Annotated in this window: 11 protein-coding genes; 7 read left to right on the forward strand and 4 right to left on the reverse strand. The window is 35.8% G+C overall.

Features of this window, described 5'->3' with window-relative positions; genetic code table 11:
- The first annotated feature begins 59 nt into the window (after nucleotides 1-59).
- The 3 genes from gerLA to DET63_RS22840 are packed head-to-tail and all read left to right on the forward strand — an operon-like array spanning nucleotide 60 to nucleotide 3,810.
- Nucleotides 60-1,538, forward strand: a complete 1,479-nt coding sequence (gerLA, locus tag DET63_RS22830; protein WP_113937938.1) for a spore germination protein GerLA — start codon at nucleotides 60-62, stop codon at nucleotides 1,536-1,538.
- Entirely contained in the window at nucleotides 1,539-2,660 is a 1,122-nt protein-coding gene (locus DET63_RS22835) for an endospore germination permease (protein WP_113937939.1), read from the forward strand. It begins immediately after the preceding gene.
- The gene (locus tag DET63_RS22840) at nucleotides 2,644-3,810 is read left to right on the forward strand and encodes a Ger(x)C family spore germination protein (protein WP_113937940.1); all 1,167 of its coding nucleotides are present in this window, start codon (nucleotides 2,644-2,646) and stop codon (nucleotides 3,808-3,810) included. Before DET63_RS22835 ends, DET63_RS22840 begins: the two co-directional genes overlap by 17 nt.
- A 201-nt stretch (nucleotides 3,811-4,011) precedes the next feature.
- Here the strand turns inward: DET63_RS22840 and DET63_RS22845 are convergent, their stop codons facing one another.
- From DET63_RS22845 to DET63_RS22855, 3 genes are read right to left on the reverse strand one after another with little or no spacing between them, the layout of a single operon-like run.
- Nucleotides 4,012-5,412: a nucleoside recognition domain-containing protein gene (locus tag DET63_RS22845; RefSeq protein ID WP_113770285.1), complete on the reverse strand. Its 1,401-nt coding sequence runs from the start codon at nucleotides 5,410-5,412 to the stop codon at nucleotides 4,012-4,014.
- A complete protein-coding gene (locus DET63_RS22850) occupies nucleotides 5,390-6,112 on the reverse strand; it encodes a FeoB small GTPase domain-containing protein (protein ID WP_016101791.1) in 723 nt (240 codons plus the stop codon). Before DET63_RS22850 ends, DET63_RS22845 begins: the two co-directional genes overlap by 23 nt.
- Nucleotides 6,109-6,366 (reverse strand): FeoA family protein, encoded by a 258-nt coding sequence (locus DET63_RS22855; protein WP_002090873.1) that lies wholly within the window; start codon nucleotides 6,364-6,366, stop codon nucleotides 6,109-6,111. The genes DET63_RS22850 and DET63_RS22855 overlap by 4 nt, the downstream gene beginning before the upstream one ends.
- A gap of 500 nt (nucleotides 6,367-6,866) precedes the next feature.
- Between DET63_RS22855 and DET63_RS22860 the strand changes: the two genes are divergently transcribed.
- From DET63_RS22860 to DET63_RS22875, 4 genes are all read left to right on the forward strand, one after another.
- A complete protein-coding gene (locus DET63_RS22860) occupies nucleotides 6,867-7,766 on the forward strand; it encodes a phosphate ABC transporter substrate-binding protein PstS family protein (protein WP_113937941.1) in 900 nt (299 codons plus the stop codon).
- Between the two features lie 71 nt (nucleotides 7,767-7,837).
- A complete protein-coding gene (gene pstC, locus DET63_RS22865) occupies nucleotides 7,838-8,728 on the forward strand; it encodes a phosphate ABC transporter permease subunit PstC (RefSeq protein ID WP_012260333.1) in 891 nt (296 codons plus the stop codon).
- A gap of 2 nt (nucleotides 8,729-8,730) precedes the next feature.
- Nucleotides 8,731-9,651: a phosphate ABC transporter permease PstA gene (pstA, locus tag DET63_RS22870; protein WP_113937942.1), complete on the forward strand. Its 921-nt coding sequence runs from the start codon at nucleotides 8,731-8,733 to the stop codon at nucleotides 9,649-9,651.
- A 138-nt stretch (nucleotides 9,652-9,789) separates the two neighbouring features.
- Complete coding sequence (locus DET63_RS22875) at nucleotides 9,790-10,317, forward strand: P-loop nucleotide/nucleoside kinase family protein (RefSeq protein WP_113937943.1); 528 nt, start codon at nucleotides 9,790-9,792, stop codon at nucleotides 10,315-10,317.
- 49 nt (nucleotides 10,318-10,366) lie between these two features.
- Here the strand turns inward: DET63_RS22875 and DET63_RS22880 are convergent, their stop codons facing one another.
- Nucleotides 10,367-13,411 carry an efflux RND transporter permease subunit gene (locus tag DET63_RS22880; protein WP_113937944.1) on the reverse strand — a complete coding sequence of 1,015 codons (3,045 nt, stop codon included), beginning with the start codon at nucleotides 13,409-13,411 and terminating at the stop codon, nucleotides 10,367-10,369.
- Nucleotides 13,412-14,139: the final 728 nt, after the last annotated feature.

A 14,139-nucleotide genomic window follows, 5' to 3' on the forward strand; every position in this document is an offset into this window, starting at 1 on the left:
TGTATATATTTTCTTCTATTAGCGGAATCTAACTAAAAACTTGTTGAAAAGGAAGTTAGGTGGGGAAATTGTTAGAGCTAAAAGGTAACTTGTTTGAAGTTATGAAGGAAATTAGAGATGAGTTAGGTTCACCTAATGATTTAACAATTAGAGAAGTTGCTCTTGCTGGTAGTTTTACACGTTGTGCGGTTGTTTTCTTATGTGGATTGACAGATAAGGATAATGTTTATAAATATGTAGTTCGTACACTTCAATATGAAGAAATACCAAATGAAGCAGCTGTGGTTCAGACATTATTGGATCGTTTTATTTCTATTGCAGAAGTCGGTATGAAGACGACTTTTCCAGATATTATAAATGCGGTTTTAGCAGGAGATACAGTCATATTAATTGATAATATTCAAACGGCTATTGTTGTTAACAGTAGGGCTTGGGAGAAAAGAAGTCTAGAACCGCCAGTGACAGAAGATTTAATTCGTGGACCGAGGGTTGGGTTAAATGAAGATATTAATGTGAATAAAATGTTAATTCGCCGTGGTTTACGTGATCCGAAGTTACGGTTTCAATCTTATATTATGGGGAAGCGATCGCAGAAAGAAGTAACCCTAGTATATATAGAGGATATTATTAACCCTTACATCGTAAACGAGCTAGATCGGCGTCTTCAATCAATAGTGACAGATGTCATTTTTGAGACAGGAACGATTGAGCAATTAATTCAAGATAATAATTTATCGCCGTTTCCGCAGTTTTTAAATACAGAAAGACCAGATAATATAGTGGCTGCATTGGCGAAAGGGAAAGCGGCCATTTTAGTAGATGGGTCACCATTTGCTCTTATAGCTCCACTAGTATTTGTTGATATTTTTCAATCTGTAGAAGATCATTATGAGCGTTGGATAATTGGAACGTTATTAAGAATGTTACGTATGGGATCAGGTATTGCTGCTGTTTTATTACCTGCCATGTACGTAGCGCTTGTATCGTATCATCAAGGGCTTATTCCATCTAAACTAGCTTATTCCATTGCGGGAGCGAGAGAAGGGGTACCGTTTCCTGCTTATATAGAAACGTTAATGATGGCATTAACGATGGAATTAATACGAGAAGCCGGGATTAGGCTTCCGAAACCGATGGGACAAACAATTGGCATCGTAGGCGGTCTTGTAATTGGAGAAGCGGCAGTAAATGCGGGGATTGTAAATCCGTTTTTAGTAATTATTATTGCGGTTACCGCAATTGCTACATTTTCACTTCCTGTATATAGCATTACGATTACATTTCGAATTTTACTTTTCGTCTTCGTGTTAGCTGCAACTGCTTTTGGGTTATACGGAATCATTTTAGCTCTTATTGCACTTGCAATCCATATTACAAATTTAAAGAGTGTTGGGGTACCGTATACAACACCTATTGCTCCTGCTTTTTATAAAGATTGGGAAGAAGAATTGGTTCGTCTACCAAAATCAATGTTAAAAGAGAGACCAGAATATTTACAAACGAAAGACTCTACACTACGTCCAAAGGAGCGAGAGTAATTGAAGCCATTTGAATATGGGGATGAAGAAATTGGATCTCGGGAACTTGGTTTTGCGGTATCGTCAACAATTATCGGTATAGGTGCATTATCTATGCCTCGAGATATTGCTGACCAAACTTTATTTTCGGATGGTTGGATTATTTTGCTTTTGGGTGGATTGATATGTGCGGTTTTAGGTTGGTTTGTAACGAGGATAGCTATTTTATTCCCAAAACAAAACTTTGTTCAATATACAAGTGCACATTTGACGAAGCCTGTTGCATACACAATTAGTAGCATTTTAGTATTAACATTTGCTGCTTTGACAGCATATGAGGCCCGGAAAATTTCAATTATTTCACAAACTTATTTATTTAGTGATACACCAATACAATTGTTATCCTTCTTTTTTTTGTTAGTTGTTGTTTATGGAATTGCTGGATCTAGGGCTGCTTTATTAAGGTTAAATGTTTTATTTTTACCAATCGTTTTAATTGCGATCGTGCTGCTTTCTTTATTGAATGTGAACTTAATGGAAATAGATAATTTACTACCTGCTTTTCAAACGGACGTAAGTAAATATGCTGTTGGGGTTAAAAATTCTATTTTTACGTTTATTGGATTTGAGGTAGCGCTATTTTATGCAGTGATGTTAAACGAGACAGCAAAAAAGGCGCCGATGGCAGTTGCAAAAGCTGTGATGGTAAACGTATTGTCTTACATTTTAATTTATTTAACTTGTATTAGTGTTTTTACATATATGACAACCCGGGGATTAACATATCCAACGATTGAATTGGGGAAGGAGATTGAAATTGGTGGGGGGTTTTTAGAAAGATTCGATGCGATCTTTTTTACTACTTGGATTATTACTATTTATAACACTACAGCAATGTATTATGACGTTGCATCTCTATTGTTTTGCGCTATGTTTCCGAAAGTTAAGAAACATATTTTTATTTTCGTAAGTGCTCCTATGATTTTTATGCTGAATATGATCCCTGGTAATTTAGATACTTTATCAAATTACGGAACGTATTTAGCTTGGATAGATATGGGCTTTGTCGTGTTAGCACCTTTGTTAGTTTTTATTGTATATAAAATAAAAAGAAGGAATGGTAGAAATGAAACACCTTCTTAAAATTATAATGGTTATGGTTTTAGCTGGATCTATAAGTGGGTGCTCTGAGCTAGAAGAAATAGAAGAAAGAGGATTTGTAGTAGGTGCAGCCTATGATATTGTGAAAAAAAAGAAATCGAATCCAATTATAAAAGGGACGTATCAGATGGTACTTCCCAGTAAGCTAGCACAGCAAGGTGGCCAAGGCGGTGGAGATAGTGAAAATTATATTAATGTTAGTGCGAAAGCAGATAGTGTCTTTGAGCAAATACGAATTATTGCTAAAAAAATTAGTCGTTCATTATTCTTTCCGCATATACAAGTGATAATTTTTTCTAAAGATTTACTAGCGAATCCATATGTTTTACAAAATACGTTAGATGTATATATTCGCGATCATGAGATGAGAAGAAATATTCGTTTGTTCGTTTCTAAGAAAAATGCAGAAGCTATTTTAAAGCAGAGTGCCAAGCCTGAGAACTTACCGGCACAGTATATTGATATGTTAGCTGAGCATCCTCCGAAAAATGCCCAAATGATTGAGGCTGCAAGAATTGGTGAGGTACAGCAAAAAATGATTGCTAACCGAAGTTTCGTATTACCTATTCTTGAACTAACAAAACAAGGGGTGCAAATGAACGGGGCGGCGTTATTTCGTGGGAAGGATAATAAGTGTGTAGGTAGTTTGAATGGAGAAGAAACATTAGGAATGAATTATGTAATAGGTAAAAAAATTGGAGGGTTCTTTACTATCCGTAAACAAGAGCAGCTTATTACATATGAAATTCATAAGATGCACCGAAAGATTAAAGTATCTACGGAAAATGCTACAAAACCGAAGTTTGATATCCATTTATCTTTGGAAGGGACCTTAGCAGAGTTGCATTTTAGTGATCATAAACAAATTATGAATGAAAAGCGATTAAAGAAAACCATTGCGGAGGAAATGGAGAAGCGTATCCAAAAATCTATTAAGCTTGTTCAAAAAAAATATAAGGTAGATGTATTAGCGTTAGGGGAAGTATATAAGAGGCATAATTATAAAGAATGGAAGAAGATAGATAAGAATTGGGATCAAGGTGAAAATTATTTTAGTAATGCTGAGGTTACTGTTCATGTTCATCCGACAATTGAGCATTCAGGTTCAGCTTTACCGAAGAGAGTGAAATAAGGTGATTTAAGTTGTTTACTGGACTAGGAATTAGTTGCACGATATTAATGGCGGTTCTTCCGGGAGCCATATACTCCATTCATAAAAAACTCACAACGTATGGAGCTCAGCCGTGGAAAGAAAAAAAGAAACCTGAATAATTTCAGGTTTCTTTCGCGCAAAGCATATGTGAAGGGGGATACCTTCTATGTATGCTTTGCTTTATACAAGCCCTAACCAATGTACCAATTGTGTAGAGAGGAATGTAACAACAATGGCAATAACAGTAGGGATTGCAAACGATAAAAATGTCCATTTTGCACTTTTTGTTTCTTTATATATGTTAACTAGTGTTGTTCCACAAGGGAAATGAAGGAGTGAGAACAACATTGTATTTAACGCTGTTAACCAAGTCCAACCATTTTCTAAGAATAGATTTTTAATTTGATTAAAATCATCTATTTCAGTTAAAGCGCCAGTTGATAAGTAAGACATTAATAAAATCGGAATAACAATTTCATTAGCTGGTAGTCCAAGAATAAACGCTGCTAGAATAAATCCGTCAAGTCCTAACATTTTAGCAAATGGATCTAGGAAGTTTACAAAATACATAAGTAAGCTTGTGTCACCGATGAAAATATTAGCAAGTAACCAAGTTAATGCAGCTGCAGGGGCAGCTACAACTACAGCTCGTTTTAAAACATATATTGATTTATCGAGTGTTGCGCGTACAATTGTATTCCAAACTTTTGGCTTACGGTACGGTGGTAACTCAAGTGTGTAGTGAGTCGGAACACCTTTTAAAGCTGTTTTTGATAGTACCCAAGAAACGGTTAATGTCATAATGACACCAATTACAACCATTCCAACTACAACGCCAGCAGTAACAAGTGTTTGCATACTACCTGTATAACCAGCAGCCATAAATAGTGAAGCCATTAAAATTAACATAGGCCAGCGCCCATTACATGGAACGAAGTTGTTTGTTAAGATTGCAAGCATACGTTCACGTGGTGATTCAATAATACGTGTTGACATAATGGCAGCTGCATTACAACCGAATCCCATTGCCATTGTTAAAGATTGCTTGCCATGTGCACCAGATCGTTTGAATAAGCGGTCCATGTTAAATGCGACACGTGGTAAATATCCGTAGTTTTCTAATAGTGCGAACATAGGGAAAAAGATTGCCATAGGTGGTAACATAACGCTTATAACAGCACTGGTACCACGGAATAAACCAAGTATTAAAATGCCATGTAACCATTCAGGTGCATGCATTGCTTGGAACCAAGATGTTAAATATCCTTCTACCCAGCCAAAGAACTTAGCGATCATATCAGAAGGTACGTTAGCGCCTGCAATTGTGAGATAAAAAATAATAGATAAAATACCGAGCATAATTGGGAATCCCCAGATTGGAGATGTGAAAATTTTATCTAGCTTTTCGGAACGATACAATTTATCGGTATTTGTATATTGGACAGCTTCTTTACATATACTTGCGGAGGTTCGATAAATATCTCCGACAATATCATCTCGTATATCTTCTTTTGAAAGTGTTTGTGCATGTTGAACAATATAGTCCAGCGGAAGAGCTTTACTGGCTGAGTGAGATTCCATTTATTATGACCTCCCTTACAAGTGGTTCGTTATGATGTTTTTGAAGTGCAGTTAAGAAATTTTTATCTCCATCTAAAATACGTAACGCAATCCAACGTGCTGGATACGTATTGCCGAACACTTTATAAATTTGTGGTTCTAATTCTTGAATCATATTTTCGATTTTTTCATTATAAGTAATTTTAATTGGTGTTGGAATGAGTTTTTTATTTGCTACTTTAGCGATGACATTTAGCAAATGACCAATGCCTACTCGGTTGCGAGCAGAAATCTTCACTACAGGTACACCGAGTGATTTTGCTAATTTCTTTTCGTCAATAATGATTCCTTTTTTCTCCGCTTCATCAATTAAGTTAATACAAATGACCACATCGTTTGTCATTTCCATCACTTGGAGTGCTAAATTTAAATTTCTCTCCATTGCAGTTGCATCTATAACAACTACAGTTACTTCTGGTTTTTCAAATATAATATAATCTCGTGCTACTTCTTCATCTGCCGAATTTGAATACAGTGAGTAAGTTCCAGGTAAATCTATTATTGTATATATATTTCCGCCATGCTTATATTCCCCTTCAGCCTTTAAAACAGTTTTTCCCGTCCAGTTTCCAGTATGTTGTTTTAAGCCTGTTAAAGTATTAAATAATGTACTTTTTCCGGTATTCGGGTTACCAGCTAACGCAATGCGATGGTTACTCATCTGAAATCATCTCCTATTAATACCCCGAAAATAAGGGAGCTTTCTTCACTACGCAGTGCAATAGTTGTGTTGCTTACTTGATAAGCGACTGGGTCTCCAAGTGGGCTGCGTTGTAATACTTTAATTGTCGCTCCAGGAAAAAAGCCTAAATCTAATAAACGTCGTTTCATAGTTCCTTCTAATTGTATCTTCTCAATTTGTACAAATTCCCCTGTTCTGAATTCGGAAAGGGGTTTAGTATTAGCCGATACCATAAAAGTTACCTCATCTCTATATTTTTAGTTTTAGTTTAAAAAGTTTCCTTAGGTAAACTTTTTGATACTAATATAGTAGACTACATTTAATGATGCTGTCAATTAGTACTTTAAAAATATTCAAATATTTTTAGAATTGTTCCAATTTATTTAGTTGTACCGAAAAATATTACTGGAATTCTTCTTAAAGTAAGAGTGTAAAAGCTTAAAAATATAGGGGAATTGTAAATGTAGTTTTAACCTAAAGGGAAAAATACAGAAAAACATTTACATTGAATTTACATTGTTAAGATTAAATTTACAATACTACGTGTTTAGTGTGGGTTTTGTTGGCTTTTTCAACTGTAAATGTTGGAATGTCTAGCTTTTAGGGGATGTTATCTCTATTTACTTAAACTTAAAAATTGCTTAACACTCACATAATATTGTTGTCCTACAATGAATTTGTGTTCGAAAGAAGATGAATTCGAAAAGTGATAATCCAAATGGGGGTACAAGACATGGTTATTAAAAAGGGTATTAAATTTTCTTTAGCGGCTTTAGTTGTTGCAGGTGCATTAGTTGGATGTGGAAAAGCAGAAAGTACGGATAATAAGGAAGCTGCTAAAGGTAGCGATGCAAAACAAGAATTATCAGGTACGATTGCAGCGGCTGGCTCTACAGCTCTTCAACCTCTTGCGGAGGAAGCTGGAAAGAAATTCATGGAGAAAAATTCAAAAGTTTCTATTCAAGTTCAAGGTGGCGGTAGTGGAACTGGGATTAACCAAGTAGCATCTGGTGCAGTACAAATTGGTAACTCAGATGTTCCAGCTGGAGATAAAATAAAAGATGCTGAAAAAGCAAAAGAATTAGTAGATAACAAAGTTGCGGGTATCGCATTCGCACTTGTCGTAAATAAAGATGTAAAAGTTGATAACTTAACAGTAAAACAAGTGCAAGATATCTTCACTGGAAAAGTGACGAACTGGAAAGAAGTAGGCGGAAAAGATGAAAAAATCAATGTAATTAACCGACCAGCTTCATCTGGTACACGTGCTACTTTTGAAAAGACAGTGATGAAAGACGCGAAGATTAATGATGGAACTGGTACAACACAAGATTCTAATGGTGCTGTAGAGCAAGCGATTAACTCTACTCCAGGTTCAGTTAGTTACTTAGCAATGTCTTACATGGTTGGTGAGAAAAAAGGTGCGTTACAAACGGTTAAAATTGATGGATCTGAACCGAAAGTTGAAAATATTTCTGCTGGTAAATATCCATTCTGGTCTTACGAGTACATGGTAACTAAAGGTGAGGCAAAAGAAGCGACAAAAGCTTACATTGATTATGTAAAAGGTAAAGATTTCGAAAAACAAGTAGAAGATATGGGTTACATCCCAATGTCTAAATTAAATAAGTAATAAAATTTTATGGGGCTGGCTGCAAGGCCAGTCCTGTTCAATGCAATCTATGAAGTGGGGTCTGTCCTGTGATGAAGGGGAAAAAACAAATTAATTACGTAAAGAGTGAATATATAGGTAGATCACTTGTTACGTTTTGCGGTATCTTTATTGTTTTTATTACATTAGCTATTATTGCGTTTATTTGCGGCAAAGGAATTCAATCTTTCACGCAAAGTGGTATCTCATTTTCTGAGGTGTTAACTTCGACAAACTGGAATCCAAATGCTGATCAAGGTACGTATGGTGCTGTCATCTTTATTGTCGGTTCGACGCTTGTGTCGTTAGGTGCTGTTGTCATTAGTGCACCAATTGCTATAGCTCTTGCTATATTCATGAATTTAATTTCGCCGAAGTTTGGGAATAAAGTATTAAAGCCTGTTTTAGAATTATTAGTTGGTATTCCATCAGTTGTATACGGATTATTAGGGGTTACGATCTTGGTTCCTCTATTACGAGATTCATTCGGTGGAGTGGGATTTAGTTTAATTGCGGGTATTATTGTCCTGAGTATTATGATTTTACCTACTATTGCTAGTATTGCCTCTGATGCAATACGCTCTGTTCCGTTTGATTACTTGGAAGCTTCTTACGGTCTAGGATCGACGAAATGGCAAGCGATTAGCCGAGTTATTGTACCTGCTGCAAAACAAGGAATTTTAACAGGTATAGTTTTAGGATTAGCGCGTGCTTTTGGTGAAGCGTTAGCGGTTCAAATGGTAATCGGGAACACGATTAAATTACCGGAAGGAATATATAGTCCAACAGCAACGTTAACAGGTATTCTGACAATGGATATGACGAATACATTGAACGGAACAGCTTGGAACAACGCGCTATGGACGTTAGCGATGATTTTACTTGTTATTTCATTCCTGTTTATTTTAGTAATTCGAGCGATTGGTCAAAGAGGTGAGCGATAATAATGAATGCAAGAACGGTAAATAAAGTTTGGACAGGTATCTTTTATGGGGTTGCAGCTTTAGTTGTAGCTTTGCTGGCTTTTTTAATGTACGAAATTCTGCAAAAGGGATGGGGATTTTGGGATCCTAGTTTCTTATTCGGAGAACCAAGCAATACAAGAGCTGGTGGGGGAATTGGTCCACAGTTATTCAATTCTTTCTACATGCTTGTTATAACACTTATTATATCTATTCCTCTTGGACTAGGGGCTGGAATATATTTAGCGGAGTATGCAAAACAAGGTCGTTTTTTAAGTTTTGTTCGTTTATGTATTGAAACAATGGCGTCTTTACCTTCTATTGTTGTTGGATTATTTGGCTTATTAGTATTTGTTACCATGACAGGCTGGGGATATACAGTAATGGGTGGAGCTCTTGCTTTAACTATTTTGAATTTGCCTGGTTTAACACGTGTTTGTGAAAATGCGATTTCTGAAGTTCCTCATAATGTAAAAGAGGCGAGTCTTGGACTAGGTGCAACGAAATGGCAAACAATTGCCCGCATCATTATCCCGTCTTCGTTACCACAAATCATTACAGGTATTATTTTAGCGGCAGGCCGTATATTCGGTGAAGCTGCGGCGTTAATTTATACAGCTGGTTTAACATCACCTATTTTAAATTCAGCAGCGGACTTCTCGAGCCCCTCGCATCCTTTAAATCCATTTAGACCAGCTGAAACGTTAGCTGTTCACATTTGGAAATTAAACTCTGAAGGGATTATCCCGGATGCGAAGTTAATTGCAACAAAATCTGCAGCTGTATTAATTATTATGGTTTTATTATTCAATATCATTTCACGCTTTGTAGCATCTGTATTACACAAACGTTTTACAGGAGCGAAAAGAAAAAGTAAAACGACGAAGAAGGTAAAAGCGGCATAAATTGAAGGTAAGAGCTCTCTGTTTATAAACAGGGAGTTTTTTTACGGACATTTTGTTGTTGGCAGGAAAAGAAGAAGAGTGACCGAATAGGTAACTTAATATATAGAAATTCGGCTGAAAATAGGGAGGGGTTTGGAAGTGTTTTTTCTGCAAATGTCGGGGTTTCCTGGATCTGGGAAATCGACGCTTTCTAAGTATATCGCTAAATTAACAGGTGCTGTTATTGTAGATCATGACGTCGTGAAATCAGCTTTATTAAAATCATTAAAGGAAAAAGGTGTTGAACCAAAAGTGGTTGGGGGAATCTCCTATGATATTGAGTGGGAACTGATCGATTTTTTGTTGGAGCAAGAGCACAGTGTGATATTAGATAGTCCGTGTCTCTACGAAGGGATGGTTAAAAAAGGAATAGATTTATGTCGGAAGTATGGTGCTACATATAAATATGTTGAATGTTATCTTAATAATATAGAAGAAATTAATCGTAGGTTACAAACCCGTGAACGTAAGATAAGTCAAATTACAAAAGTAGAATCAGAAGTAGCATTTCAAAAATGTCTGGCTGGCAGTAAAAGGCCTTTACATGGTGAATATCTTATTGTGGATTCTGGAGAGCCGCTAGAGAAGTATGGTAAAAAAGTGATGGATTATATTATGGATAGGTAGAGGGATAAAAAAGGCGTTATCTTCATAATTGAAGATAACGCCTTTTAGTTTAAATATCAGGTGTTTCTGTAGAAGTACTTATTTTTCTACGGGAACGTCTTTTTCTCCCGATTTTATCTAATAGTTCATACATAACGGGAACGACTACTAATGTAAGAACGGTTGAGACTGCCAAACCACCGATTACAACGACGGCCAGACTTTTCGATACCATACTTCCTGCTTGAGATTGCCCGAATAGGAGTGGTAGCATAGCGACGATTGTTGTTATAGCTGTCATAATAATTGGGCGTAATCTAGTAGATCCTGCTTCTAGTAAGGCTTCTCTTGTTTCCATACCGTTTTCCCGATTTTGTTGCACTCTTTCTATTAATACAATAGCATTTGTAACGACAATCCCGATTAGCATTAATGCGCCGATTAATGAATTTACGTCAACAGGTGTTTTTGAAATGATTAATCCTAAAATACCGCCGACAGCAGCTAATGGTAAAGAGAATAAAATCGCGAAAGGAGCACGTGCTTGCCCGAAGGTGATAACCATAATTAAATATACAATCCCAATTGCAATTCCCATAATTTTGAATAAATCTGTGAAGTTCTCTTGCATAGACTCGGTAGCGCCTGCGATATTTACTTTTGCTCCGTTAGGTAAATCTAAGTCGGTTATAGCCTTATTTACTTCTGCGCTTACTTTACTTAAATCTTCACTTGAAGCTTCTGCAGTAATTTGTATCGTTTCTTTCCCATCTTTATGGAAGATTTCTGTTTGAAGTTGCTTTTCTGAAATAGTTGCAATGTCTTTTAAAGGAATAGGTCCGTGAATAGGTGATAGTATGTTTGTGTTTAAAATATCTTCTTGTTTGTTAATGGATGCCTTTTTATGTTCTATCATAATAGTTGTTTTTTCATTATTGATTGAAATTTCCCCAATAGGAGATTTCTTCATAAGGAATGATACTTGTTGTGCTACTAATTCCGGTGTTAAACCGAGTTGTTCCGCTTTTGTTTGATCGATATGAATTTGCCATTCTTTTTTAGAGTCTTCCATATTTGTTTTTACTTTAGAGAGATCGTCCATACCTTTTAGTTTTGTTTCGACGATGTTAGCGGCCTTTTTTAAATTTGCTTCGTTAGTAGCGGTTACGTTAAATTGTAAGTTGTTTCCGCCTCCAGAGTCAGAGTAACTCGTTTTTATATAATCAAGTTCAGCTGGTTCAAAAGTATTATGATCCTTTTTTAATTCTTTAATATATTGGTCGATATTAGATCCTTTTTTAAAGACTACAAATATAGTTGCAAGATTGTTTTGAGTTGTCTGTCCCCATTGTGCATCTTCTGCGCTAGATCCCATTCGCAAAATAACATCTGTTACATCAGAATTAGAGAGGAGTTTCTTTTCGAAATCAAAGGCTTTTTGTTTTTTAGCTTCAGAATCATAATCACCTGGAAATGTCATGTTAACGGAAAGCATTGTATCGTCCTCAGACTTTATGTTCGCTTTCGGAAGTAGTATGTAGGCTGCAATTGATCCTGCAAATAATAAAAAAGAAGTGAGTAGAATGATAAACTTATGAGAAAGAGCCCACTTTAATGTAGCGACATATCGCGGTGAAGAATGTGAATTGCGACGTTTTGTTTTTTTGAGCAGTAAAAAAGCCATAAGTGGAACGACTGTTAATGCCACAATTAAGGAAGAAAGTATAGAATACACAACTGCTAACACCATAGGTAACATTAGTTTTCCGATTACTCCCGATACGAGACCGATAGGTAAAAAAACGGCGACTGTCGTTAAAGTAGAAGAGGTAATTGCGACGGCGACCTCTTTTGTTGCATCGAGAATAATATCTTTAGAGAAAGATTCTTTTTGTAAACGACGGAAAATATTCTCGATGACAACGATACTATCATCGACGAGACGTCCGACTGCAACGGCTAAGCCACCAAGAGTTAGAATGTTAAGTGTGATGTTAGATTGATGGAGTAAAAATAGTGTTAATAAAATAGATAATGGAATACTAACGACAGCGATGAGTGTTGTTCGGAAGCTGCGTAAAAAGATTAAGATAATGAGAGTTGCAGCAATTGCCCCAAGGATTACTTCTTTTCCCATACTAGTAACAGCATTTTCAACTTGCTCATGAGTTGAAGCTAAAAGTTTAATAGAGAATTGATCTTTATATTGCTTGCTTATATCTTTAATCTTTTTATCAATCTCTTTTCCGATTGCAACCGCATTTTTACTCGGCTCTTTCATGATGATTAATCCTGTTCCTTCTTCCCCGTTTATGTGCGAGATTGTATCGTAATGTTGTTTTAATTCAATTTGAGCAACATCTTGTAATTTTACTTGAGGTGTAACGGTGATGTTTTTTATGTCATTTACATTTTTTATATCCCCGATGACACGAAGATTGTATTCTGCCTTATTAACGGTAATTGCTCCGGCTGGAGTGGAAGTTTCTTTTCCTTGTAAAACTGTTAATACTTGCTGTGATGTTACGTTTTTATCTTTTAGTTGGTTAGGATCAAGTACGATGGATAATTCGGAAGTTGATTTTCCGAAAAACATAACATTGGCAACACCATCAATGCTTTCGAGTTGTGGTACGATTTCTTTCTCAATTTGTTTTTCGTCAGCTTTTGAAAATCCGTTTTGCTTCTGGATGGTAATTTGAGCGAGTGGAATCATAGAAGTGTTTAATTGGCTAACAACAGGTTTAGTTACATCTTTAGGTAATTTAATCGTATTGATTGTTTTTTCGACTTCGCGTGCCGCGTCTTTCATATTTGCCTTGGATGTATATGCAATGTCGATGCGTGATAATCCCTCATGTGTGGAAGAAGTGATGCCATCGATATGTTCTAAATTACGAAATTGTTTTTCAAGGGGATCAGTTACGTCCTTGGTCATCGTTTCAGCATCGAGCCCTTGAGATAATGTCGTAACAGTTATTGCAGGGTTATCGATGCTTGGTAAAAATTCCATAGGCAATTTAGAGCCGGAATAAACACCGAGTATGGAAATGAGAAAAACCATGATAATAATAGCGGCTCGGTTTTTTAATGAAAATTTTGTTAACCTATCCATAAAATAATTCCTCCATTAGTTTATTTATAGTTTTGTGGGCACTTTCTTACTATATAACAAAAATTGGATATCTTTCATTAATTAAATGTAAAAAAATTCTAACAATAACCTTAAGTTAATATTTCGAGGGGAAGTTTGTTATTTGTGGAAGCGAAATTCCTGATTGGAGAGAAAAATCAGGAATTAAAGTTTTGCTCTAGTATAGTGGCCTCGTTTTTTGTTACTCTACATTTAAATAATTATTTGTCCTTCTTAAGTAGAACTATGGTAATTATAAAATTTAAAAAAGAGAAGACTAAAGGTTAGGAAGTTATTGTGAAATACTGCCTGGTTGATGATAGTGTATAGTAACTTGTATACAATCAAAATGAATGTTTTTAGTAGAAAGGATAAGGGTTCTTTCTATAGAAGAAAGTAGGATAGATAACTTTTTGTATTTTTTTATAAAAAATACTTGTTATTTAAAAACCATGATGGTATATTAATAAACGTCGCTGATGCGGAAACGCAGAAAACGACAAAAAAGAAAATTAAAAACATAGTTGACATCGAAAAATGAAGATGTTAATATGATGAAGTCGCTTTTGAAGCGGCAGACAAGTTCTTTGAAAACTGAACGAAACAAACAACGTGAACGTCAATTTTTATTTTTAGATGCTAGACAAACTAACTTTATTGGAGAGTTTGATCCTGGCTCAGGATGAACGCTGGCGGCGTGCCTAATACAT

The sequence above is a fragment of the Bacillus sp. DB-2 genome, from assembly GCF_003315125.1.
GTDB lineage: Bacteria > Bacillota > Bacilli > Bacillales > Bacillaceae_G > Bacillus_A > Bacillus_A mycoides.